Source organism: Paenibacillus hubeiensis (assembly GCF_032334105.1).
GTDB classification, from domain to species: domain Bacteria; phylum Bacillota; class Bacilli; order Paenibacillales; family Paenibacillaceae; genus Paenibacillus; species Paenibacillus hubeiensis.
This window is the reverse complement of the sequence record NZ_JAVYAE020000004.1, coordinates 417850-441391: the sequence shown is the minus strand read 5'-3', so window position 1 is coordinate 441391 and position 23542 is coordinate 417850. Positions and strand designations below refer to the sequence as shown.

The 23542-nt window shown below is 51.1% G+C and carries 21 protein-coding genes; 16 read left to right on the top strand and 5 right to left on the bottom strand.

Annotated features, from left to right (window positions below; translation table 11 throughout):
- Together RSX24_RS15315 and RSX24_RS15310 are read left to right on the top strand one after the other, a co-directional pair.
- A partial coding sequence (locus RSX24_RS15315) for a hypothetical protein (RefSeq protein ID WP_343261067.1) occupies positions 1-104 on the top strand: 104 nt, incomplete at its 5' end.
- A gap of 315 nt (positions 105-419) precedes the next feature.
- Positions 420-929, top strand: a complete 510-nt coding sequence (locus RSX24_RS15310; protein ID WP_343261059.1) for a shikimate kinase — start codon at positions 420-422, stop codon at positions 927-929.
- Between the two features lie 55 nt (positions 930-984).
- On the opposite strand, the gene RSX24_RS15305 is transcribed toward RSX24_RS15310, so the two are convergent.
- Positions 985-1290 (bottom strand): rhodanese-like domain-containing protein, encoded by a 306-nt coding sequence (locus RSX24_RS15305; RefSeq protein ID WP_236416505.1) that lies wholly within the window; start codon positions 1288-1290, stop codon positions 985-987.
- 151 nt (positions 1291-1441) lie between these two features.
- Here RSX24_RS15305 and aroA point away from each other — a divergent pair, with 151 nt between their 5' ends.
- From aroA to ptsP, 4 genes are all read left to right on the top strand, one after another.
- The gene (aroA, locus tag RSX24_RS15300; protein ID WP_236416504.1) at positions 1442-2737 is read left to right on the top strand and encodes a 3-phosphoshikimate 1-carboxyvinyltransferase; all 1296 of its coding nucleotides are present in this window, start codon (positions 1442-1444) and stop codon (positions 2735-2737) included.
- Positions 2738-2773: 36 nt separating this feature from the next.
- Positions 2774-3208 carry a CoA-binding protein gene (locus RSX24_RS15295; RefSeq protein ID WP_236416503.1) on the top strand — a complete coding sequence of 145 codons (435 nt, stop codon included), beginning with the start codon at positions 2774-2776 and terminating at the stop codon, positions 3206-3208.
- A 344-nt stretch (positions 3209-3552) separates the two neighbouring features.
- Positions 3553-5433 (top strand): glucose PTS transporter subunit IIA, encoded by a 1881-nt coding sequence (locus tag RSX24_RS15290; RefSeq protein ID WP_236416502.1) that lies wholly within the window; start codon positions 3553-3555, stop codon positions 5431-5433.
- Positions 5430-7190: a phosphoenolpyruvate--protein phosphotransferase gene (gene ptsP, locus RSX24_RS15285; protein WP_236416500.1), complete on the top strand. Its 1761-nt coding sequence runs from the start codon at positions 5430-5432 to the stop codon at positions 7188-7190. The genes RSX24_RS15290 and ptsP overlap by 4 nt, the downstream gene beginning before the upstream one ends.
- A 154-nt stretch (positions 7191-7344) precedes the next feature.
- Here the strand turns inward: ptsP and RSX24_RS15280 are convergent, their stop codons facing one another.
- Complete coding sequence (locus RSX24_RS15280; RefSeq protein WP_236416498.1) at positions 7345-7872, bottom strand: type 1 glutamine amidotransferase domain-containing protein; 528 nt, start codon at positions 7870-7872, stop codon at positions 7345-7347.
- Between the two features lie 281 nt (positions 7873-8153).
- Between RSX24_RS15280 and RSX24_RS15275 the strand changes: the two genes are divergently transcribed.
- The 4 genes from RSX24_RS15275 to RSX24_RS15260 all read left to right on the top strand — a co-directional run bounded on the left by RSX24_RS15275 (position 8154) and on the right by RSX24_RS15260 (position 11003).
- Complete coding sequence (locus RSX24_RS15275; RefSeq protein ID WP_236416495.1) at positions 8154-8555, top strand: hypothetical protein; 402 nt, start codon at positions 8154-8156, stop codon at positions 8553-8555.
- A gap of 122 nt (positions 8556-8677) precedes the next feature.
- Positions 8678-9025 (top strand): bacillithiol system redox-active protein YtxJ, encoded by a 348-nt coding sequence (gene ytxJ, locus RSX24_RS15270; RefSeq protein ID WP_236416493.1) that lies wholly within the window; start codon positions 8678-8680, stop codon positions 9023-9025.
- Positions 9026-9117: 92 nt separating this feature from the next.
- A complete protein-coding gene (gene ccpA / locus RSX24_RS15265) occupies positions 9118-10125 on the top strand; it encodes a catabolite control protein A (RefSeq protein WP_236416492.1) in 1008 nt (335 codons plus the stop codon).
- A 182-nt stretch (positions 10126-10307) separates the two neighbouring features.
- Positions 10308-11003, top strand: coding sequence for a 5'-methylthioadenosine/adenosylhomocysteine nucleosidase (locus RSX24_RS15260; protein ID WP_236416489.1), 696 nt, complete (start codon positions 10308-10310; stop codon positions 11001-11003).
- A gap of 120 nt (positions 11004-11123) precedes the next feature.
- Here the strand turns inward: RSX24_RS15260 and RSX24_RS15255 are convergent, their stop codons facing one another.
- On the bottom strand, positions 11124-11756 hold the full coding sequence (locus tag RSX24_RS15255) for a GNAT family N-acetyltransferase (protein ID WP_339273501.1): 633 nt from the start codon (positions 11754-11756) through the stop codon (positions 11124-11126).
- A gap of 277 nt (positions 11757-12033) precedes the next feature.
- Here RSX24_RS15255 and acsA point away from each other — a divergent pair, with 277 nt between their 5' ends.
- Positions 12034-13758: an acetate--CoA ligase gene (acsA, locus tag RSX24_RS15250; protein WP_343261058.1), complete on the top strand. Its 1725-nt coding sequence runs from the start codon at positions 12034-12036 to the stop codon at positions 13756-13758.
- 148 nt (positions 13759-13906) lie between these two features.
- Here the strand turns inward: acsA and RSX24_RS15245 are convergent, their stop codons facing one another.
- Positions 13907-16999, bottom strand: a complete 3093-nt coding sequence (locus RSX24_RS15245) for a transglycosylase domain-containing protein (protein WP_343261057.1) — start codon at positions 16997-16999, stop codon at positions 13907-13909.
- Between the two features lie 255 nt (positions 17000-17254).
- The gene (rpsD, locus tag RSX24_RS15240; protein ID WP_236416476.1) at positions 17255-17854 is read right to left on the bottom strand and encodes a 30S ribosomal protein S4; all 600 of its coding nucleotides are present in this window, start codon (positions 17852-17854) and stop codon (positions 17255-17257) included.
- A gap of 464 nt (positions 17855-18318) precedes the next feature.
- On the opposite strand from rpsD, the gene RSX24_RS15235 reads away from it, so the two are divergent.
- The 5 genes from RSX24_RS15235 to RSX24_RS15215 all read left to right on the top strand — a co-directional run bounded on the left by RSX24_RS15235 (position 18319) and on the right by RSX24_RS15215 (position 23455).
- Positions 18319-20295 (top strand): sensor domain-containing diguanylate cyclase, encoded by a 1977-nt coding sequence (locus RSX24_RS15235; protein ID WP_343261056.1) that lies wholly within the window; start codon positions 18319-18321, stop codon positions 20293-20295.
- Between the two features lie 216 nt (positions 20296-20511).
- Complete coding sequence (locus tag RSX24_RS15230; RefSeq protein ID WP_343261055.1) at positions 20512-21303, top strand: hypothetical protein; 792 nt, start codon at positions 20512-20514, stop codon at positions 21301-21303.
- Between the two features lie 168 nt (positions 21304-21471).
- On the top strand, positions 21472-22587 hold the full coding sequence (locus RSX24_RS15225) for an aminopeptidase (RefSeq protein WP_236416471.1): 1116 nt from the start codon (positions 21472-21474) through the stop codon (positions 22585-22587).
- A 98-nt stretch (positions 22588-22685) separates the two neighbouring features.
- Positions 22686-22931, top strand: coding sequence for an HPr family phosphocarrier protein (locus RSX24_RS15220; protein WP_236416469.1), 246 nt, complete (start codon positions 22686-22688; stop codon positions 22929-22931).
- 230 nt (positions 22932-23161) lie between these two features.
- Positions 23162-23455 carry an Fpa/YlaN family protein gene (locus tag RSX24_RS15215; RefSeq protein ID WP_236416467.1) on the top strand — a complete coding sequence of 98 codons (294 nt, stop codon included), beginning with the start codon at positions 23162-23164 and terminating at the stop codon, positions 23453-23455.
- The last annotated feature ends 87 nt before the right edge of the window (positions 23456-23542 follow it).

The following is a 23542-nucleotide window of genomic DNA, read 5'->3' as shown; positions in this document are numbered from 1 at the left end:
GTCTGCCGGCCAACCTGCTGCAGGCTCAGCGCGACTACTTCGGCGCGCACACGTTTAAACGCGTGGACAAAGAAGGCTCGTTCCACCACAACTGGATGGAATAATACGCATTCTTTGGTTTTTGGACGAATCGAATGTTTGCGATCCATACGTTGATTCCCGCGCATGGATCGGCGAAAGGCCTGGAGTTCCGGCAATGCCGGACGGCTCCAGGCCTTTTTGGAGTGAAGCACACACGCAGGCGGCATAAATGTGCATCTGTCCCATCCCTTTCAGTGCAAGCGCGGGTGAACATCCTTGCCCGGAATGACAGGCGCCAGTCCCGGTCCATGAAACGACTTCCCCAGTCCGTGGGGGTGTGTTATGATAGGACAAACAAAAGTGTCCATGAGTTGCTTGGAATTAAAGGAGTGTACACCTTGAGCAAGTCGAACAATATTATTCTTATCGGCATGATGGGTACCGGCAAGTCAACCGTGGCGGAGATGCTGGCAAATGAGCTTGGTTATCAGCTGGTAGATCTGGATGCCGAGGTAGAGAAAGAGGAAGGCTGTACGATTCCCGAGATGTTTGCAGACAAGGGAGAAGCGTATTTCCGGGATGCGGAAAGCCGGGTGCTTCGCAATGTGCTCGCGAGCGAATCACAGGTCATCGCTACGGGCGGCGGCATCGTGCTGCGCCAGGATAACTGTGACGAGATGTCGGGACAAGGCTGGGTTGTCGCCTTGACGGCCGATCCCGAAGCCATTGTCGAACGCATCGGCGGCTCAGACCATCGTCCGCTGCTTGCCGGCAATGCGGAGGAACGAATTCGTACCATTATGCAGGAGCGGAAAGACGCGTACCTTTTCGCACATCACACCGTGGATACAACCGAGCTATCCGCCGCTGAAGTGACCCGTTTAATTTTAGCGCATTACCGCGTCTAAGCCTGTAAATGTTCCGGGAACAAAAACGGGCCTTTCGGCCCGTTCCTGATCCACTCTATTCTTCCTGCTGCCACTGCAGCATGCCGCCAACCATGTTGGTGCATCCTTCGTAGCCAAGCTGCTGCAAGTATTCGCAGGCACGCTCGCTGCGATAGCCGCTGCGGCAGATCAAGACGATTTCGCCCGTCTTCTCGATTTCGGACAATCTGTCCGGAATTTGTCCGAGCGGAATATGTTTGGCGCCTTCGATCATGCCCAGGGCGACTTCTTCGTCCTCGCGGACGTCGATCATCTGCAGCTTCTCGCCGGCTTGCAGGCGGCTGCGCAGTTCGGAAGGCAGAATTTCAGCGATTTGTGTCATTTCAGGTCCTCTTTTCTGTATGGACTTAACGCCTATAATGATACGAAGCGGCAAGTGAAATGTCAATTTGGCTTGCAGCCGATTGTGGTTATCGACATCAGCATTGCACCTTATTTCGAATGAATCTGATCAATGAAGGAGAATTTAATCGATGGACGTTATCGTTAAACCGACACCTACCCTGAAAGGGGACATCGGAGCTTTGTCTTCGAAAAACTACACGACACGTTACTTGCTTGCCGCAGCACTGGCAGAAGGCACAAGCACCATTCATTTCCCTGCCCACAGCGAGGACAGCGATGCGATGCGCAGATGCATTCGCGACCTTGGCGCCGTGCTGGAGGAAGACGACAGCAAAATCGTGATCCAAGGTTTTGGCAAACACCCGCGCGACGTGCGCGAACTCAACGTGGGGAACGCGGGAGCCGTATTGCGCTTTCTGATGGGGGTAGCCGCGCTTTGCCCTGAGGTGACGTTCGTGAACACGTATCCGGAATCGCTCGGCAAACGCCCGCATGACGACCTGATCGATGCGCTCGGCCAAATGGGAGTCGAAGTTCAGCACGAGCAAGGGCGCCTGCCGATCACGATCAAGGGGGGCCATGCGAAAGGCGGTCATATCCGCGTATCCGGTTCCGTCAGCTCCCAATATTTGAGCGCACTGCTTTTCGTAACGCCGCTTCTGGCGGAAGACAGCACGATCGAAGTGCTGAACGACTTGAAATCCAAGGTTGTCATCGGGCAAACGCTCGAAGTGCTTGAGCAGGCGGGGATCGTCATCCACGCGAGCGATGACTACATGTCTTTCCGGGTGCCGGGCGGCCAGTCCTATCAACCGCAAACGTATACCGTTCAGGGGGATTATCCCGGGTCTGCAGCTGTGCTCGCCGCAGCGGCAGTTACGCAATCGGACGTGAAGATCCAGCGTTTGATGGAACAAAGCAAACAGGGAGAGCGCGCCATCGTGGACGTACTGCGCATGATGGAAGTGCCGCTGACGCATGAGAACCATGTCGTTCACGTACAGGGCAACGGCAAGTTGAAGGCCGTGGAATTCGATGGCGATGCGGCAACGGATGCCGTGCTTGCGATGGTCGCGGCGGCCGTATTTGCGGAAGGCACCTCCCGGTTTTATAATGTAGAGAACCTGCGTTACAAGGAATGCGACCGAATTACGGATTATCTGAACGAACTGCGCAAGGCTGGTGCCAATGTGGAGGAACGCCAAGCCGAGATTATCGTGCATGGACGTCCTGAAGGCGTGGAGGGCGGCGTGGAGATCAATGCCCACTTCGACCATCGCGTAATTATGGCACTGACGGTGGTAGGCCTGCGTGCCAAACAGCCGATTCGTATTCGGGACGCACATCATGTAGCCAAGTCTTATCCTCAATACTTCGACCATCTGCGGGCGCTTGGAGCCTCGGTGGAATGGGTAGAAGGATAACATAACAAACGTTTGCTGAAAAGGACGGTGCTTTGCATGGAATTCAACAACCCTACACGTGAAGAGATCGGACACATTTTGCGCAATGCAGGCAACATCGCGATTGTCGGTCTGTCGGACAAACCGGACCGGACCTCCTACTTGGTTGCGGAAGCACTGCAGAGCAGAGGTTACCGGATCATTCCGGTCAATCCGCAGGCAAGTGGTGGCGAGATTCTTGGTGAAAAGGTGTATGCCTCTCTGGCGGATATTCCGGAGCCCGTTGACATCGTGGACGTTTTCCGCCGCGCCGAGTTTTGCGCCGACGTTGCCCGCGAAGCAGCTGCCATCCATGCCAATGTGCTTTGGCTGCAGCTCGGAATCCATAGTGACGAAGCCGTGCAGATTGCAGCCGACAACGGCATGACGGCTGTTACGAATCGTTGCATCAAAGTGGAAGATTACGCACTGCGGAGCGCCGGAAGAGGTTAAGGCCTTTTCATGTTGAAGGCAGCCCTGTGACTTCTGCTTGCGAATAACAGGTTCATAAACCGCTTGTCGAAACCCCGTTGACCCCCCAAGGTTGGCGGGGTTTCGCATCCGTAAGGTGGCGTTGTGAAACCTTCCGGACCAAGGAAATGACCGGTTAGGCAGGAGAGGAATTTTTGCTTCGGGTAAGCGTTGAAGTGAGTGCCGATGCCAAAGGCAAACCGCACGAGGATACGGCCTTTTTGACATGTGTCGCAAGGGATGTTTTAATTTTTGGCACGCACTCGTTTTGTTTTGACAAAACGTTCCGTAAAGCTTACCATCAAGGATAGAAAGGAGAGGACGCCATGAATTGGCTCGGGTCCTTGCAGCAGCTCGGAAGGGCAGTCATGCTGCCCACAATGGTTTTGCCCGCCGCAGCGATTCTGCTCAGCGTTGGCAGTTTGCCCTGGGATGCCTGGGGACTGAACGTTGTTGGCGAGATTTCTACCGTGGCTGGACGCGGTATTTTTTATTTTTTGCCCTACATGTTTGCCGTCGGCGTAGCGCTTGGCCTCTCCAATCAAGCCGGACAGGCGGGGCTTGCCGCGCTTGCGGGCATCGTGATTTACGATCAGGTCATTCGTCACTTCGGGGACGGGACGGTTCAGCCTGCTTCATTAATCGGAATCATCCTTGGCGCGCTCGCCGGGGTTACGCATAATCGGTTTAAAAGCATTAAACTGCCCGAGATTTTGCAATTTTTCGGCGGTTCCAGGTTTGTTTTGCTGATCGTGGGGCTGTGCTCGGCCTTGTTTTCCTGTTTTATGCTGTGGATTGCTCCCATTCTTCAAAACGGGCTTAATGTGATCGCTTCGTGGGAGTACAGTTTGGGCGGGTTCGGGCTGTTCATTTACGGGGTGCTCTACAGGGTGCTCGTGGCGTTTGGGCTGCACCATCTGCTCAATAACGTGTTCTGGTTCCAGCTCGGCACCTATCAGACACCTGATGGCCATATCGTTCAGGGGGATTTGCCGCGTTTTTTTGCGGGTGATCCGACCGCTGGATATTTCATGGCAGGACTGTTCCCGATCATGATGTTTGCGATTCCTGCGATCGCGTTTGCCATCATTCAGGAAGCAAGGGAAGATCTCAAGCCCAAGATCAAAAAGACGTTTTTGACGTCTGCGTTAGTGTGTTTCCTGACAGGGGTATCGGAGCAGATCGAGTTTGCATTTCTGTTTGCGGCACCTTATCTGTTTATTGTGCATGCCGTAATGTCGGGAATCGCCATGTGGATGGGATACTGGCTGGACATACGCCACGGGTTTTCCTATTCGGCGGGTATCATCGATTACATCATCAATTTCCATCTGTCCGAAAATGCCTGGAAGCTGATTCCGCTCGGCATTCTTTACGGATTGGTGTATTATTTTCTGTTTCGCTGGGCTATTCGCACGTTCAAAATTCCAACACCCGGCCGCGAGGAAGGCTCCGTGCTGGAAGATTGGGTGGGCAACATTCCTTACCAGGCTCCCCTTGTGCTGGAAGCATTGGGAGGCAAGGAGAACATCGTGCAGGTGGAGGCATGCATCACCCGGTTGAGGCTGACGGTTCACAATGACAGGCTTATCGATACGGGAGCGATGAAGAGTTTGGGCTCCGCGGGCCTGATCAAGCTGGGCGGCGGCAACGTGCAAGTGGTGTTTGGTACATATTCGGAGCTGATCCGGGAAGAGATCGCAAAGCTGCTTGAGCGGGATTTGCAGCAGGTGCTGTTCTGCGCCCCGGTTCAAGGCAAAATGCTGCCGATCGAAGAAGTGCCGGATCAGATCTTTGCGGCCAAACTGGTGGGTGACGGCGTTGCATTTGTACCTGAAAAAGGGGAATTGGTTTCCCCCGTGTACGGGACGATCATGCATCTCTATCCGACCATGCACGCACTCGGCATTTCGACCCGGGAAGGTTTGGAAGTATTGCTGCATATCGGCATCGACACTTCGCAATTGAAAGGCTGTTTTGAAGCGCTTGTGCAGGAAGGGGACACGGTGGAGCCGGGGCAGCTGCTCATCCGCTTCGATCTCGCGAAGCTGCGGACCGAAGCGGCGTCCTTAACGACACCGATGGTGATCACCAATCCGGATCGCGTCAAGTCCTGGAGCTTTGCTCCGTTCAAGCATGTCAAGAAAGGTCAGGCATCCGTTATGTCCGTGGTGCTCTATGACAGGAACGTTGGAGGGGTAGAATGAAGATAGAAGGCATCAATGGCGCTGCAGGGATAGCGATCGGCAAAGCATTTGTCCTGCCCAGCTGGGAGTGGGACCTGCCGGATCAGAAGATGGACTCGGTAGACCTTGCCCAGGAATTCGAACGACTGTATGAGGGAATACGGACATCGAAGGACGAGATCGAAAACATCAAAAACGAGTTCAAGGAAGTGGTCGGTCCGGAGGAATCGAGCATCTTCGATGCCCATTTGGCCATCCTTGAAGACCCGGTGTTCATGAACGAAATCCGCGGGATCATCGAACGTCAGTACAAGGCGGCCGAAGTGGCGGTCAAAGAAGCGATCGACCATTTCGTCACCATGTTCGATCTGTTGGATGACGAATACATGAAGGAGCGGGCCATCGATATCAAGGACGTCGGCAATCGGCTCCTGAAGCATCTGCTGGGAGCGCCCGAAATTACGCTTCCTTCGGATACCCAGCCGTACATTTTGGTGGCGAAGGAGCTGTCGCCTTCCCAATTGGCGCATCTGAATCCAACCTACGTGCTGGGCATCGTGACCTTGATTGGCGGCAAAACGTCTCACTCGGCCATCATGGCCCGCGCACTGGGCATACCGCTCGTTTCCGGACTGGAAGCGAACCTTGGCATGCCGGTGGAGACCGGAGACCTGCTGATTGTCGATGGCGATAACGGCTTGGTGTTTACGGAGCCTGACCGCAAAACGGTGGAAAGGTATACGGTGCTCCGCGCCCAGCAGCAAAAGAAAAAAGAGCAATTGCAAGTGCTTGCCACGGTGGACGCCGTTACGAAGGACGGAGAAACGCTGCACCTGGCATCTAATATCAGCTCCGTGAAAGAACTGGAGCTTGCGCTGAAGCACGGAGCGAAGGGGGTCGGACTGTTTCGGACCGAGTTTCTGTACATGGACCGGGCGACGTTCCCTGGCGAGCAGGAGCAATATGAGGTGTATCGGCTTGTTGCGGAAAAAACCGCAGGCCAATCTGTCGTCATCCGAACGCTGGACATCGGCGGAGACAAGCAGTTGGACTATTTTGAATTGCCTGAAGAAGATAATCCATTCCTCGGATATCGTGCCATTCGCATAAGCCTGGACCGTAGAGACCTGTTCAAAACGCAGCTTACGGCCATTTTGCGTGCCAGCGCTGCCGGCAACGTCAAGGTCATGTATCCGATGATCTCTTCCGTGGAAGAACTCAGACAAGCCAATGCGATTTTGCGCGAAGCGATGCATGATCTGGATGAGCGCGGATTGCCTTACGATCCGCATATTCAGGTCGGCATCATGATCGAGGTGCCGGCCGCCGTCATGATTGCCGACTTGCTGGCAGAGGAAGCGGACTTTTTCAGCATCGGCACGAACGACCTGGTACAGTATGTCCTCGCCGTTGACCGCATGAACGAACAGATTGCCCACATGTACCATCCGTATCATCCTGCGGTGCTGCGGATGCTGCGCACAACGGCGGAAGCGGCGCACCGTGCGGGAATCGGAATCAGCGTCTGCGGCGAAATGGCGGGAGACGAGCGGTCCATACCGCTCTGGCTGGAGCTTGGCATTTTCAATTTGAGCATGTCGCCCCAGTCTCTCCTGCGGGTCAAACACCGGGCCCTGAACACGACGGCTAGCACAGCGAAAGAAACGGCGAGAGCATGTTTCGGCCTTCGCACTAGCGAAGAGATCGAGGAGAGACTGCAAGCCTTCAATAACGCCAATTGCAGTCCTGACGAACAAAACGATTCGAATGCATCGTAAAAACGACGAGCACCCAACCCGATTTAGCCAAACCGGGTTGGGTGCTCGTTCATTTATTGGCCGCCATCCATAAAACGCCTTTTAACGGGCAAAAGGAGCGGTCCGGCCTGTTTGGCATATGCGTTTTCAGACGGTCAACCAAGTTGCGATGTCATTATTGGTTATTCGCGAGCGCATCGCAGAACGCTTTGCCATAGGGAGGCAGGTCGGGAGGACGGCGGGCCGAGATGATATGGCCATCTACGACTACCGCCTCATCCTTCCAGATCGCTCCGGCATTTTCCATGTCGTCCCGAATGCCTGGCGTAGAGGTTACCGTAACGCCTTCCAAAATTTTGGCTGAGATCAGTACCCAGCCCGCATGGCAGATTTGACCGATGGGTTTGCGGTCGGCATGCATTTCGCGGACCAGCTCAAGCACCTTCGGATATCGGCGCAGCTTGTCCGGCGCCCATCCCCCGGGAACGAGAATGCCGTCATATTGCGAGCTTTCCAGTTCGTCGAAGCTGTATTCGGCCTCGGCTGGAACGCCGTATTTTCCAATGTAGGTTTTTCCTTTTTTTTCGCCGGCCAGATGCACTTCCGCACCTTCCTCACGAACCCGATGGACCGGGTACCATAGCTCCAAATCCTCGAATTCTTCATCGACAAGGGCGATAACTTTCTTACCGGTTAATCTCATGATCATCTCTCCTTTATTGAACGTGTTCACCATCGCGATTTATTGTAACAAATTTTGTGGACGGCTTCACGGTCAGCATTTTCGTCGGTACAACGATTCGTGTCGATGTATGCTTTCCTCATAAGGTACCATCTTCTGGGGATGGTGGTAATTTGTTTAATTTGTGGTTTTGGGCAGGATTTGCGCCGAAAAAGGTCGAATGAACTATTCATGAGCAAAGAACGAATGAGGTGATGGATGTGCGCAAATCATGCAAGTGCGGACATGTAATGGAATTGGAAATGAGAACGGTAGTATATGCCAAAAAGGTGGAAATTCGCAACGTGCCTGTATTCGCATGCACGGATTGCGTTACATACGAGGTTCTTCAGCCGGTAAAGCCGGACCTTAAGGAATGTATCAGCAAATTGGGAGATCATCCCGTGCAGCAAGACGTATCTTTCGGTAAACAGAACGAACTCGCCGACCTTTTTCACGAAATGCTTCAGTCGTGGCCGGACGCGTCGGATCGGGAGATGGAAGAGCGCATGCAGCAAGCCGTTCAGGAACGCATCAACCTGCTCCTGGATATATTGAACTATGCCCAAAAATCCGGTGACGAGGAATGGATTCAAATGACACAGCGCAGGCTGGGACAATTGTCCGGCTTTGCATGGAGAAGTTATTTCTCGAATGCTGTTTGATTTTGACGCGTTTCATGCTTGTTTTCATGAAAATTGGCTTTTTCCTGCACTTTTTGTTAAGATATCGTAGAGTGAAAACGCTCAACATATTGGTATTCCTGATAAAGGGGGATGTATATCCAATGGCTTACATGACCAAAATGACAAGTGTTGAACAGCTTAACTCCGCACTGGGAGCTACGAATAATCAACCATTGCTTCTGTTTAAGCATAGTACTCGGTGCCCAATCAGTTCAAGAGCTTATCAGGAGATGGACCATTATCTGCAGAACCAGCCGAACGAAAATGTGGACTATGGCATCGTCTATGTTGTGGAAGATCGCCCTGTTTCCAATGAAACGGAGGCAATACTCGGGGTTAAACATGAGTCGCCGCAGGCCATTCTTGTGCAGAATGGAAAAGCGGTATGGCATACCTCCCATTCAAACATTACTTCGACTGCGCTTACAAGTGTATTAAACGGCTATTGAAGCCTATTTTAATTGATTAATGCAATAATTTGTCGTAATATAAATCTTAATGAAAATGGTATGAAAATTTACTGGTAATGGAGAGAAGTGCTGTGACGGTAACCATTTATGATGTAGCACGTGAAGCTGGCGTATCCATGGCGACAGTATCACGGGTTGTCAACAATAACCCTAATGTTAAACCTCAAACCCGCAAAAAAGTCTATGAAGCAATCGAACGCCTGGGATATCGTCCTAATGCTGTAGCCAGAGGTCTGGCGAGCAAAAAGACAACAACCGTCGGCGTTGTGATCCCTGATATTTCCAACTCCATCTTTGCCGAGATTGCCCGCGGTATCGAGGATATCGCGAATATGTATCACTACAATATCATTTTGTGTAATGCGGACAAAAAGAAGGAAAAGGAAATTCGCGTTATCAACACGCTGCTTGAGAAACAGGTGGACGGTCTGCTCTTCATGGGCGGAACCGTGACGGACGAGCATATCCAGGCGTTCCAGTCTGCCGCCGTGCCGATCGTGCTTTGCGCCACAAGCGACGAGAAGGGGGCATATCCTTCCGTGGACATCGACCATGAGGCGGCTGCATTCGATGCGGTGAATACGCTGATTCGCCATGGTCACAAGGAAATTGCCATGATCAGCGGCACGCTGCAAGACCCGGCCAACGGTTATGCCCGTTTCCAAGGGTACAAGAAGGCGCTTGAAGCTGCAGGTATGGAGTACCAGGAGGATCTGGTACGTATCGGAAATTACCGCTATGAGTCCGGCGTGGAAGCCATGAAGTACTTCCTGGGCTTGAAGAAGAGACCAACTGCGATCTTTGCCGCGACGGATGAAATGGCGATTGGTGCCATCCACAGCATTCAGGATGAAGGCTTGAAAGTACCGGATGATTTCTCGATCATTAGCGTGGACAACATCCGTATGGCCTCCATGGTTCGTCCTCAGCTGACAACGGTGGCCCAACCGATGTACGACCTGGGTGCCGTGGCGATGCGTCTTTTGACCAAGCTGATGAAGAAGGAAAACGTAGAAAATCCACGCGTGATTTTGCCGCATGAAACGATTTTGCGTTTGTCTGTCAGCCACGCTGGCTAAACGGGACGGCAAAGGGATGTCGCGTCTGGCGGACGCCGCCCGGATTAAGATGAAAGGGAAGATTTATTCCCTCTCTACATAGTATGCAGGCGAAGCTCCGGAAACGGAGCTTTTGTGCTTGACAAGAAGTAGATACGTCCGAATCTCAAGACGAGGCTTGGATCAAATGGAGGCAGGACAGAATGCGCGAAACCATCGGAATAATCGGTGCGATGAATGAAGAAGTGGAGCTTTTGCTGGCAGGCATGAAACGATCGGAGACCGTCAAGCAGACCGGGCTTACGTATGTTGCAGGCGAGTGGCTGGGGAAACAGATTGTAGTGTGCAAGTCAGGCGTAGGCAAGGTCAATGCCGCCGTGACCACACAAATTTTAATTGACCGGTTCCAGGTGGACAAAATTATATTTACGGGTGTGGCCGGAGCGGTGCATCCCGAGTTGAATATCGGCGATATCGTCATTTCTTCCGTATGCGTCCAGCATGACATGGATGTAACCGCGCTTGGGTTCGAACGCGGCGTCATCCCTTATCAGGAGACGTCGGCTTTTCCGGCCGATGAGACATTGATTGCGCTGGCGGAACAGGCATGCCTTGCACAAGGGGCACATTATCGGATCGGCAAAGTGTTGTCAGGCGACCAATTCATCGCCAGCAAGGAGACGGTAGGCAGGTTATATGCCGAAATGGATGGCGCCTGTGCCGAGATGGAAGGGGCTGCGGTTGCTCAGGTGTGTTTCATGAATCGTGTGCCGTTTGTGGTGCTGCGCGGCATGTCCGATAAGGCTGACGGTTCGGCCCATGTCAATTTTGCGGAGTTTACCGTACATTCGTCGCAACGTTCTCATCGTATTGTGGAACACATGCTCACCAATATGTAAGCGAAAGCAAAAAAATCGTAAATGCGCCCTTGATGGGAGCGAATTGTTGTAAAAAACCGCTATGACTGCATCCATGTGTCTTTCAAATGAAACATGGTTGAAAGGATAGCGGTTTTTGCATCAATACATAAACCGGTGGCGGAAACGAACGCGATCGAACTGCTGCTCGGATTCGAGAGGCACCTTATTTCCGATACGCACCATCAGGCAATTGGCCGGATGCGAACATATTTCGGGATCGTCGGTAGCGTACCAGGTCATGTCGACGGTCTGCATCAAACGCTCCATCATTTTCCGATAATCCCACACGGACAGACCGCTGCCTTTCAAATCCCAATGCCAGTAATATTCAGTCGTAAACACGATGTATCTTTCCATCTGGCCGCCCGCAAAAGCCGTAAGCAGCATTTCTTTCCCGATGCCCAGCGAGCGGTACCGATCCGCTACCTCAATAGCTCCCAATTCAATCAGATCGGCCATGCTGCCTTCAGACCAACGCTCACACTCATCGGCGTAGTGAAACGTAATATAACCCACGATCGTTTCGCGTTCACGAGCGATGATGATGCGCCCTTCGGGCAAACCTGCAATTTCGATCAACGCTTCCTGCTGCTCGGCAGGGCGTCGGAACGCATCCAGATCCGGATGAAAAGACAACGCTGCGATCCTGTCAGGAGGCAAAGGGCCTTCCACGGTAATATGGAAACCGGACTTGAAGATGGAACGCATGTGGTATTCTTTCAAATGCTCCATGGTTCATGCTCCTCTCCTCCCTACTTATAGCAAAAAATCAAAAAAATGAAAAGCCATAGACGGTCCCGGAAGCAATTTGATATAATTGCCTTGACATAAAACGTTCACAATTGGAATGCAGAATGAAGCTGCACCGATTTTGGCTACCTGACAGGGTACATGCAGAGAGTTGCTCTCTAAATAATGTAAGCGCTAACTGTAAGTTCAGTCAACACCAAGGCAAAGCGAAACACCTTTTTGAAGGAATCGAAATGTCGAGTTGAGGAGGCTGGCAAGCATGAGTCAAGCACATGGTGAGATGCTGCAAACGGTTGTGTCCGAATCCAATCTGGGTGATTACGAGGAAGCTCGAGGCCGCTTCGATTGGGAATCGGTTGAGAAACATTTTACGTGGTATACCAGCGGAAAAGTAAACATTGCGCATGAGGCGATCGACCGTCACGTGCTCGAAGGCAGAGGCGGCAGAACCGCATTGTTGTACAGCGATGCCACAAGAGAAGAGGCATACACGTTTGCCGATCTAAGCGAGCAATCGAACCGCTTCGGGAACGTTCTGCGAAAATACGGCATTGCCAAGGGAGACAGGGTTTTTATATTCATGCCCCGCAGTCCTGAACTCTACTTCAGCCTGCTCGGCATTCTGAAGGCAGGCGCCGTAGTGGGCCCGCTGTTTGAAGCGTTTATGGAAACGGCGGTCAAGGATCGCCTTGAAGACAGCGGCGCGGTTGCGATTGTGACGACGCCGGAGCTGCTCGGTCGGATCAAACGTTCCGAATTGCCTGAGCTTAAGTATGTATTCGTTGTTGGCGGCGGAGCGCAGACCGAAGATGGGCTCGTTGATTATGATGCCGAGATGTCGTCCGCTTCGGACGAGATGGAAGTGGAATGGCTGACTCGCGAGGACGGGCTATTGATTCACTATACCTCAGGTTCCACCGGTAAACCCAAAGGGGTCTATCACGTTCAAAATGCCATGATTCAGCATTATTATACCGGTAAAGTGGTATTGGACCTGCGCGACGACGATGTGTACTGGTGCACGGCTGATCCGGGGTGGGTCACAGGCACTTCTTATGGTATCTTCGCTCCGTGGCTGAACGGGGTAACCAATGTCATTCGCGGGGGCCGTTTCAGTCCGCAGGATTGGTACAGCACCATTGAGAAACGCAAAGTAAGCGTATGGTACAGTGCGCCGACTGCATTCCGTATGCTGATGGGAGCGGGAGAGGACGAAATAAAGCGGCATGATCTCAGCAGTCTGCGCCATGTGCTGTCCGTAGGAGAACCGCTTAACCCTGAAGTGGTTCGTTGGGGATGGAACGTGTACGGGCAGCGCATCCATGATACGTGGTGGATGACGGAAACCGGTGCACAGCTGATCTGCAACTATCCGGGCATGCCGATCAAACCGGGATCCATGGGACGGCCTTTGCCAGGAGTAGAGGCGGCGATCATCAACGATCAAGGCGAGGTACTCCCTCCGTATAGCATGGGGAATTTGGCCATCCGCACCCCTTGGCCATCCATGATGGCGAAGATATGGAACAATCCTGCCAAATACGAGGAATATTTCCGTTTGCCTGGATGGTATGTCTCAGGGGACTCCGCGTATATGGATGAAGACGGGTACTTCTGGTTTCAGGGGCGGATTGACGACGTCATTAATTCCTCGGGAGAGCGCATCGGTCCCTTCGAGGTCGAGAGCAAGCTGGTGGAGCATCCGGCTGTTGCCGAGGCGGGGGTTATTGGCAAACCCGACGTCATGCGAGGGGAGATCATTAAAGCTTTTGTGGCATTGCGTGAAGGCTATGAAGCTACTCCTGAGCTTAAAGAGGAGATTTACCGCTTTGTGAAAGAAGGGTTATCCGCCCACGCTGCTCCACGCGAAATTGAGTTCAAGGATAAACTGCCGAAGACCCGTTCCGGCAAAATCATGCGGCGTGTGTTGAAGGCGTGGGAGCTGGATCTTCCGGCTGGCGATCTATCCACGATTGAGGATTAGAGCAGCAGGGTTCGCTCGTCTCTCGAATGAAAGCATAAGAAATAAGCCTGTTCTGGATCACACCAGAGCAGGCTTATTTGTATGACATATAAGCCCGCCTCCAATCAAAGGAGGCGGGGCTTAACGTTTTAATGCGTTCAGGTTTCGATCAAGGCTGCAAAGAAACGGCTGCCGAAGGGCTGGATTCACCCGCATCGTTAGTCGCAGAGACCTTGAACCAACCTCCGGTTCCTTCGGCTACGCCGAAATCAAGCGATGTGCCCGAAGTGGTTCCGATTTGGTTAAACGGTGCTGATCCGGTTTCGCTGTAATATACCGTGTAGCTTTTGACCCCATCCGTCTCCGGGTTCGGAGACCATTGAATGCGAATGCCTTGGGGAAGGGCGGAAACGCCGACCTGGCCAGGCGTGCCAGGAGGCGTTGGCGCGGCCGGTTTCTCCCCTGTATTCGTTGGATCAATGACAGTACCCGGAACCTCGATCGGTTCATTATTTTCTACGTCCGGTTCGGCTGCATTGACTGCAGTGCTGACGATGGCACTCGGTGCAGACTCTTTGCCGGCTACATCGACGGCAGTGACATAGTAAGCAAAATTACCGTTTGTCGAAACGCTAAACGATCTGGATTCTCCTGTCAGGACGACTTTGCCTTGATTCTGGAATCCTCCGCCATTGGCGGATCGATACAAACGATAGCCTACAACGTCGTTCTCAGGCGTTGCGCTGAATGTGATGACCGACCCGGAAAGCCTTACATTGGATGGCGCATCAGGTGCCTTGCCGTTGTCCGTACGCGGATCGATCTTGGTCGGCATATCACTGCCGGCATCTTCAGGCAAATAGTATGCGAGCGATTCGTGACGACTCATGCGAGAAAACGCATTTTGCAGTTCTTTAATCAACTCGGAAATCGGCTTTTTCCGTTTGATGACCGTTTTTACTTTGAGCATATCCGAAGGCGTTCCGTCCCGCGGAATGTAATTCACGCCATTGTAAGTGATATATGTTGCCCGCCCAACGCCGTCATCGCTCTCTTTCGGCACGTATTTGCTGTTGAATATATCCGTCACAAATTTGTCCGTTAGAGAAGTAGGCAGCTTACCGCTGTAAGCCGATACGGTTTTGCTTACGATCCCGTCGGGTTTTTTGAACGAATCCGTCACGAATAAGTCCTTTTGGGAAGAAACCAACTCATTCATGATCTGGGTCCATAGCTGCTGCGCCCGTTTGCGTTGGGATTTGGTCTCAAGCGTATTCACAGGCTGCTTGTATCCAACCCATACACCCAAGGTGACGTCTGGCGTGTATCCTTCAAACCATACGTCTGCGTAACTTTGAGTGGATCCTGTTTTACCGACAATAGGAACGCTCTTGGTATATTTGTAATTGGAACGAACTTTGTCGGCCGTCCCTTCCGTAATGACTGTCCGCAGCATGTCGGTCATCAAATATGCCGTTTGCTCGGAAAAAGCCTGAACGGGATTGGCTTCGTGTTTGTAAACAATGTTGCCTTTGGAATCTACAATTTTGCTGATCATGTACGCATCGTTATAGACGCCATTGTTGGCAATTGCGCCGTAGGCATTGGTCAGTTCTTCGACGGTTACGCCATACTGAAGGCCGCCAAGAACACCGGTCTGCGCTTGGTAATCGCTTTTCTGGATGGTCGTGATGCCGAGCTTTTTCGAAAAAGCCCAAGCTTTATCGATTCCGACTTCTTCATTAAACAGCTTGAGTGCAGGGATGTTCAATGAATAATTCAATGCCCTGCGGGCTGTAACGAGTCCCTGATAGCGATTGTTGGCGTTTTTCGGAATATGGTATCCGGCACCGCCGTTCTTCAGGATGATCGGAGCATCGTCGATAATGGAAGCCGGCTGAACGAGACCTGCCTCCATGGCCGGCAAATATGCTGCGATCGGTTTCATCGTCGAACCTGGCTGACGTACCATCTGGGTGGCATAGTTCATCTGTTCGTCTTGGAAGCTGCGTCCTTCGATCATGCCGAGAATGGCCCCGGTTTTGTGATCGATCAGCATGGCCGCTGTTTGTTCTTTGCCTTTGGTAGGATCTTCGGCAGAGAAGTTGCTATCATCCTCGGCGATCGACCTCATCGTTTTGTACACATTTTTGTTGATGGTCGTATAGATGCGATATCCGCCAGTGCGCAATTGCTGCTGTGCTTCCTCCAACAATGTGCTGTTGTCCTTATCGGCGGTATTTCCATCCGTGTCCTTGCCGGTTGAGTTATTCGTTTTGTCTTTTTCCGTATTCAGATCCATGAGGATCTGCGCAGCCTGCCGCTCCGTTTCCATCATAAGGTAAGGATAAGTGTTGTAAGCTTTTACGGTTTTTGGTGCAAGCGAACTTTTGATATCGAAAGCAAGGGCTTCATCGTATTCCGACGTATTGATTTTGCCGAGTTCAAGCATGCGGCGCAGCACGAGGTGCTGACGATTGATTGCGCGCTCGAAGTTTTCCTCTACAAAATCGCCTTTTCCGTTAAAGGCAGAGTAAGAGGAGGGTAACTGCGGCAAACCTGCAAGATAAGCGGCTTGTGCCGTATTCAGTTTCTCCAAATCATTGATGTTGAACAATCCTTTTGCGGCCGCTTTGATCCCGTAGACGTTATAGCCGCTAGACCCGTTACCGAAAGGAACCTTATTCAGATACGCGGTCATGATTTGGTTTTTGGTCATAAACCGTTCAAGCCGCAGAGAGAGCAGAATTTCTTTGACTTTGCGGTCCTCGGTTCGGTCCAAATTGAGGAATACACGCCGGGCCAGCTGTTGGGTCAGGGTGCTTCCGCCGGTTTGAACGGATTCGTTCAAAACCTTCTGTTTCACTGCGCGCAGCGTTCCGCTCATGTCTACGCCGCTATGTTCGTAAAAATGATTGTCTTCAATGGCAATGACGGCGTCGATGACCTTTTGCGGAATCTGGTCAAAGGTGACCGGGCGCCGATCTTCTTCGGTTCGCAACTGGCCGATCGGGCTTCCATCGGCGAAGTAAGCAAAGCCTGTAATGGAGTTTTCGCTGACTTTTTGCTCGATCAGGGCTCTTGAACGAACGGGTTCATCTTTAACGATGGAACTGACGTACCCCATCAAGGCACCGCCAACGAATAGCACGCCCATGAATCCCAGGATAACCATCCATTTGACAACGCTGCCGAGTTTGCGGATAAAGCTCCGCTTGCGGACAGGCTGCTCGTCGGGCTTGTTTTTATTTGCATCAACCATTCAGTGTCTTCCTCCTTTTAACGACACTTATTATAGCATAAAAAGGAGGCTTTGCATGCGTGAGAAATACAAGCAATCGACGAAAATTGCCAATTTCTTGGGGGAATGACTGAATAAGTTGTCATCGAGACGAAGTCGTTCGATTAGTATATGTAAGTTGTGGGGGAATATAGGCTTAGCATGGAAGCAAAAAAACAGCTGCCGAGAAATTTCTCAGGCAGCTGTTTGGGGTAAAGCAGGATTGAAAAACAACGATTAACGGTTGTAGAACTCGACGATTTGTTTTTCGTCGATGTCTTGGGAAAGTTCCGCGCGTTCTGGCAGGCGGATGTATTTTCCTTCAACAGCTGTGTCGTTGAATTCCAGGTATGCCGGAAGATGCGTACGGTTTTCCAGAGCTTCCTTCACGGAAGACAAACCGCGGCTTCTTTCACGCAGGCCGATTACGTCGCCAGTGCTTACTTGGTAAGAAGCGATGTCGACTTTTTTGCCGTTTACAGTAACGTGACCGTGGGATACCAACTGACGTGCACCTGCACGGGAGTTAGCGAATCCAAGGCGGTATACCAGGTTGTCAAGGCGGCTCTCGAGCAAGAACATGAAGTTTTCACCCGCGATTCCTTGCATTTTTTGCGCTCTAGCAAACAGAGTGCGGAATTGTTTTTCGCCCAGGCCGTACATGTGGCGAAGTTTTTGTTTTTCTTGCAACTGCATACCGTAGTTGCTCATTTTTCTGCGTTGGTTAGGACCGTGCTGACCCGGAGGGAAAGGACGTTTCAATTCTTTGCCAGTTCCGCTCAAGGAAATGCCGAGACGACGGCTCAATTTAAATTTAGGACCAGTGTAACGTGCCATGTGTAAAGTAGCTCCTTTTTAATTAAAATTCAATAGTTAGGGCTCTGTTTGCGCTTCGTTTTGTTGTTGCGGGCAAGCCTCGCAAGCATCAATCAGGAAAGTTCAGCCGCTGTCCTGAAAGCAACAAAACAAATGAGGGTGACACAACCGGTAATGCCCAAATTTAAAGACCCATTAGCAGTCTTCATCAACAATATATTCTACAGTTTGGATGAAAGGAAGTCAAGAGCAAGGCAAAGATAGAAAAACGTCTAATTTTGTCGATAGGTCGTTGGGCCTAAAAAAATGGGACGATTTTATGAAATATGGATGCAAAAACCCTTTAAAGAGAGTAGAATAAAGTGTATCTTAACTTTAAAGGATTGCGTAAAACAAACGTTATTCCATACCTTTTGCAGATTTGCGATAGGGTCTGCAGATTCATGCATCTTCAGATGCAAAAACGGTGCAAAGGAGCGCCTGACATGTTGGAACATCTAGGAAGGTTGCCAAAGAGCGTCAATTCGCTTAACTCGACCGAAACGTTATTTTCCAAAAAATCACATGAAGAGCATACGCTCTGGATGCAGCATATGGACATCACACCTTTTGACTTCTCCTATCTTGACACGTTGCTGCAACAAGCCTTTGCCGATTGGCAGGTACAGCGTTTAACGGACTTTGGCCGTTCGCAAACGAAGTATTCTGTCTGGAATGCCGAAGGCATATGCGTCGCTCCAACTGGACAGGAGAGTATCGGGGCTGTCGTGCAATTGGTTTCGGAATGTCTGGATTCCGGACAGCCGCGAATCGCTCGAAACTTGGGCGCTCATGGCCAATATGCGATGCTTGCAGAGCCGTTGTACTCGAGAATCAATCAAGACTTGTTTGCTGTCTTCACGGCCTTGATTCACGAACCTGATCGATATGAAACGTCTGAAGCTGTAGTTCGATCTGAGGCGGCGCACTTTCGTACTTGCTTCTACCGAAGATTTGAATACATATTTATGACGGATCTGTTGAAAGCCCATGAACAAACGGCACGCGAGGAACATCGCAGATCAATTCTGTTTCAGATCATTCAACGGTTGAATGACAAGATGAATGCCGATGCGATTTTGGACAAGGTGTTTGAAAGCATCGATTACTTGTACCCGGCCACCCGGATGAATTTGTACATGTCGCAGGATCAGAAAAGCCCCCATTCCCGGATCAAGCCGTTATTGGTTCGCGAACGAGGAAATGACATTTGCGTGCGCTCCTTTAAAGAGGGGAAGATGATCGTACTCCGTTCAGAACAACCGGGAAATCGCATTGCCGAGGTGGCTTTTCCTCTTAAGGGAAACCAGGGAGTATATGGGGTATTCCACATGGAAATGAACGAGGAAACGATCGAGGAGTCCGATCTGCAGCTGGTGTCCATGATGGCTGACACAACGGGAACGGCATTTGAAAATGCCAAATTGCATGAACAGTCGAACATGCTCGTTCAGGAGCTGCGCCTGATGAATGACCTGACACAGCGATTGAACAAAAGTTTGCAGCTCATGGAAATATTCGATTTTTCGGTCCAGGAGCTGTTAGCCATTTTTCAAGCCGAATGGTGCTGCATCCTGCAGTTAAAGGAGGATACAGACCAATTTGAGGTCATGTCTTCGAATATACCCGATTTCGCCCATAAAACGTTTCCTCTGGATTATGGATTTGCCGGATTGCTGCGCCAAACCGAGGAACCGATCATTCTTTCCAACTATGCCGAGTACGGGCAATTGACTTCCGTGTTTATGGAGGTTACCCATTCGCTTTCGCTCATGGCTGCGCCCGTAAGAGTGAATGGTGTGGTGAAAAGCTTTATTTTGCTGTCCCACAGGCGCGAGCATTATTTTTCGTATGACAACTATCGGCTGCTTCAAATGTTGTCCATTCATATCGGACTGGCCCTTTCGAATGCTACGCTGCACGCCGAGGTGCGGCGACTTGCCAATCTGGACATGTTGACGGGGTTATACGTCAGGCATTATCTGGATAATATTATCCATGAACGCCAGGCTCACGAATTTTGCGGTTCTTTGATCGTGGTGGACATAGACCAATTCAAGCAGGTGAACGACACATTTGGGCACCAAACCGGAGACCAGGTGCTGAAGCAGGTCAGCGATATCGTGACAAGTTCGGCTCGCCCCGAGGATGTATGCGCGAGGTGGGGGGGCGAGGAGCTGGCCATTTACATGCCGCAGGTCGGGATACATCAGGCTCGGCATTATGCGGAAACCATCCGTAGAAGAGTGGCGGAAGAAACAAGGCCGCTTGTGACAGTGTCCAGCGGGATTGCCGAATGGAATTGCATGGATGATAAGGTGACGGTGGAATCGTTGTTTTACCGCGCAGACATGGCCCTGTATGAAGCAAAAAACGGGGGACGCAATCGCATCGTGCTCGAAAAACAGGAGATCAACCGATAAAAAGAGGACATTCCGTTTGCGGGATGGTCCTCTTTTTGCGATGGTGATGGGGACATACCCCTTACATACTGACAGAGTATAAGGCGAATCCCACGGGGCAGGCTATGAAAAACGGTTGCCCGAAAGGTGGAATTCGAGATGTGGATGTGGATAAGACGTCATATGCCGACTTCATTTTTGCTGATCGTCTTGGCGTTATGTATGGGGGGGTGTGGAATGTTCCAGAAGGAGCAAACTCCTGAGGAAGTATTTTCGCGTGCGGTTTCCGGCATTGCTGGAAAGGAAAGATTGGTTTTTGAAGGAGAGGCCGGATTACGCAGGGAGAACAGCGCCCGGTTCGAGAATCAGTTCAAATTTGAAGGTAAGCTGGAGGACCATGATCGCCTGACGCTGCAAACGAGAGTGCCCGGAACGATAGCGGCTGCCGGAAAGGAATCCGGCATTGCTCCTCTGAATGGGAAGCCTTTGAATGGGAAGCAGGGAGGGTTTAGTGTTTCTTTTGAGCGAAACGGTGGAAAATGGCAGGCTTTATCTGCTGAGCATGAACCGCTGCGCGGATCTTTGTCCCGTTTCAATCCGATTGCCCAATTGGAGAACATTGATCGCATGAACAAAACCATCCATTCGGAATATGGATCAGGTCGTCGCACGCGGATTTTGCGGATTGAACTGGCCCCGAAAGACGCAAAGGCCTGGGCCGTCGCCCAACTGAACGGCGAGATGGAAGCCATACGGGCGGAGTACCTGCATAAAGCGGCTGCAAGCGGGGGGAAGGATCGTCCAGCAATGGAGAAAGAATTGGACAAGGTTTGGAAACAAGGAGAGGACAGGTTGGTGCAGATGACGCAAAACGCTGAGGTGCAGACCGTGTATCATCTTACCGTAGACCGAAGAAACAGTTTGCCGCTGCGATTATCGTCCGAAAGCAAAGTGAGTCTTGAGGAAGACGGCGTCAAGAAAAGTCAGGAAGCGCTTGTGACGGACGTTAACTTCAAGTCCTATAACTAAGAAGCTGCAAGGAATTAGAGGTGATTTATTTCGTCGTAGTCCCTGGGAGGCCGAAAACGGGAATTGAGCACTGCCTGCTGACGGGAACGCTGTAGCGTGCTACAATAGTTAACGTAATTTACCGTTGTTCAATTCAAAGAATGGCGGATGACAGGAGGATGTTACGACATGAAGGATCCAAGAATTCAGAAACTCGCAGCAAACCTCGTCGGCTACTCGGTAGACGTGCAGCCTGGGGAGAACGTGCTTGTTGAGATGATTGGAACGGAACGGGATTTGATGAACGCCATCATTGAAGAGGTAGGCAAAAAAGGCGGAAACGTCTTTGTGCAGTTGACCGATCGAACGGTGCAGCGCGCTATGCTCAAAAACGCAACCGAAGACATGATGAAAACGTGGGCGGAAATCGATCTGAACCGGATGAAGCAGATGGATTGCTACATCGGCATTCGCGCCGGGGAAAACGTAAACGACCTGTCCGATGTGCCGGAAGACAAAATGAAGATGTACAATGCGCTGTATTCCCACCCGGTACATAGCGAACAACGTGTAAAACATACCAAATGGGTGGTGCTGCGTTATCCGAATGCAAGCATGGCTCAACTCGCAAACACAAGCACGGAAGCCTTCGAAGATTTTTACTTCGACGTCTGCAATCTGGATTACGCCAAAATGGACAAAGCGCAGGATGCTCTCGCGGATCTCATGAACCGTACGGACAAAGTCCGCATTACCGGACCTGGTACGGATTTGAGCTTCTCCATCAAAAACATTGGCGCCGTGAAATGCTCGGGCCAAAAAAACATTCCGGATGGCGAGGTTTACAGCGCACCTGTGCGCGATTCCGTCAATGGTACAATCAGCTACAATGCAGCCACGCTGTATAACGGCATTACGTTCGAAAACATCAAATTCACCTTCAAAGACGGGAAAATCGTTGAAGCGACAAGCAATGATACGAAACGTTTGAACGAAATCCTTGACTCCGACGAAGGCGCGCGCCACATCGGCGAGTTCGCGATCGGATTCAACCCATACATCCTGCATCCGATGAAGGACATCCTGTTCGACGAAAAAATTGCGGGCAGCCTGCACTTCACCCCAGGGCAAGCCTATGAGGAAACCGATAACGGCAACCGTTCGTCGATCCACTGGGATCTCGTATTGATCCAACGTCCGGATTACGGCGGTGGCGAAATTTATTTTGACGATGTATTGATTCGCAAAGACGGCATTTTCGTTGTTCCTGAGCTTGAATGCCTTAATCCAGATCAATTGAAGTAATCCTTGCCATTTTGCTGTTGCTAGGAAAGCGGATTCACGGTATCATGAAGGGGTAATTCATAGATGATACCATTTAGTGAAAAGACGGAGGGATTCCTATGTCGAGTAATAACGCTGCGGTAGTGGAAATTGCTCAAACAGCAGGCAAGTTTACATCTTCAATCGTATTGCATTCGGACAACAAGTATATCGACGTCAAAAGCATTCTGGGTTTGTTCACAACGTTGGTGAGCACGCACAGCTATGAGCTGCACGTTCATGGCCCGGATGAGGATGAAGCCAAAAAAGCGATGGCGGAAGTGTTTGCCAAGCACGGCCTCAATGTAACGATCGCGTCCGAGTAATGGTTCGGGAAGCATCTCTGCCTAACGTGGCGGAGGTGCTTCTTTGCGTTGTTCCCGAGACGTATGGATCTCTCCGATTTCCATAAATACGCCTATAGGGTATTATTTCATCGAACTGGACTCGGATTAGGTGGTTATTTTGGTCAAGTTCTTGTATTAGCTTCTGATTTCGTCTAATATTAGGGGTAGAACGTCTTTACGCGATTTTTGGGACATAGGGGGGGAAATGCATGACTTCATCTGATCTGCAGGAACAGCTGAATATGAAAGCGATCAGTCTTCTTCAAGAAGATGCAGATAAAATACAGAAGCTTATTGAAGTACAGATGGAGAATCTGGCTACCCGCTACTGCCCTCTCTACGAGGAAGTACTGGATACACAGATGTATGGGTTCTCCAAGGAAGTGGATTTTGCTGTTCGCGCAGGGCTTCTCCCGGAAAGTTCGGGTAAGCAGATGGTCAGTGCCCTTGAGCGGAATCTGGCTATTTTATATGAGGCTTTGAACAAGAAGAATGAGCAATAGCCTGCCTTCGCGCGGGTCCGAATAGAAGGCATGCAGCGGCTATGCATGCTTTTTTTGTGTGCGGATTCCGGGAGAATCGGCAGACCG

Excerpts from the sequence above, each read along its gene's own strand:
- RSX24_RS15275 (WP_236416495.1), top strand. The coding sequence starts at position 8,154 with ATGAGAACGGTAGTATATGCCAAAAAGGTGGAAATTCGCAACGTGCCT.
- RSX24_RS15235 (WP_343261056.1), top strand. The coding sequence starts at position 18,319 with ATGTTGGAACATCTAGGAAGGTTGCCAAAGAGCGTCAATTCGCTTAAC.
- rpsD (WP_236416476.1), bottom strand. The coding sequence starts at position 17,854 with ATGGCACGTTACACTGGTCCTAAATTTAAATTGAGCCGTCGTCTCGGC.
- ytxJ (WP_236416493.1), top strand. The coding sequence starts at position 8,678 with ATGGCTTACATGACCAAAATGACAAGTGTTGAACAGCTTAACTCCGCA.
- ptsP (WP_236416500.1), top strand. The coding sequence starts at position 5,430 with ATGAAGATAGAAGGCATCAATGGCGCTGCAGGGATAGCGATCGGCAAA.
- aroA (WP_236416504.1), top strand. The coding sequence starts at position 1,442 with ATGGACGTTATCGTTAAACCGACACCTACCCTGAAAGGGGACATCGGA.
- RSX24_RS15245 (WP_343261057.1), bottom strand. The coding sequence starts at position 16,999 with ATGGTTGATGCAAATAAAAACAAGCCCGACGAGCAGCCTGTCCGCAAG.
- RSX24_RS15255 (WP_339273501.1), bottom strand. The coding sequence starts at position 11,756 with ATGGAGCATTTGAAAGAATACCACATGCGTTCCATCTTCAAGTCCGGT.
- RSX24_RS15290 (WP_236416502.1), top strand. The coding sequence starts at position 3,553 with ATGAATTGGCTCGGGTCCTTGCAGCAGCTCGGAAGGGCAGTCATGCTG.
- RSX24_RS15215 (WP_236416467.1), top strand. The coding sequence starts at position 23,162 with ATGACTTCATCTGATCTGCAGGAACAGCTGAATATGAAAGCGATCAGT.
- RSX24_RS15260 (WP_236416489.1), top strand. The coding sequence starts at position 10,308 with ATGCGCGAAACCATCGGAATAATCGGTGCGATGAATGAAGAAGTGGAG.
- RSX24_RS15280 (WP_236416498.1), bottom strand. The coding sequence starts at position 7,872 with ATGAGATTAACCGGTAAGAAAGTTATCGCCCTTGTCGATGAAGAATTC.
- RSX24_RS15230 (WP_343261055.1), top strand. The coding sequence starts at position 20,512 with ATGTTCCAGAAGGAGCAAACTCCTGAGGAAGTATTTTCGCGTGCGGTT.
- acsA (WP_343261058.1), top strand. The coding sequence starts at position 12,034 with ATGAGTCAAGCACATGGTGAGATGCTGCAAACGGTTGTGTCCGAATCC.
- RSX24_RS15225 (WP_236416471.1), top strand. The coding sequence starts at position 21,472 with ATGAAGGATCCAAGAATTCAGAAACTCGCAGCAAACCTCGTCGGCTAC.
- RSX24_RS15305 (WP_236416505.1), bottom strand. The coding sequence starts at position 1,290 with ATGACACAAATCGCTGAAATTCTGCCTTCCGAACTGCGCAGCCGCCTG.
- RSX24_RS15295 (WP_236416503.1), top strand. The coding sequence starts at position 2,774 with ATGGAATTCAACAACCCTACACGTGAAGAGATCGGACACATTTTGCGC.
- RSX24_RS15220 (WP_236416469.1), top strand. The coding sequence starts at position 22,686 with ATGTCGAGTAATAACGCTGCGGTAGTGGAAATTGCTCAAACAGCAGGC.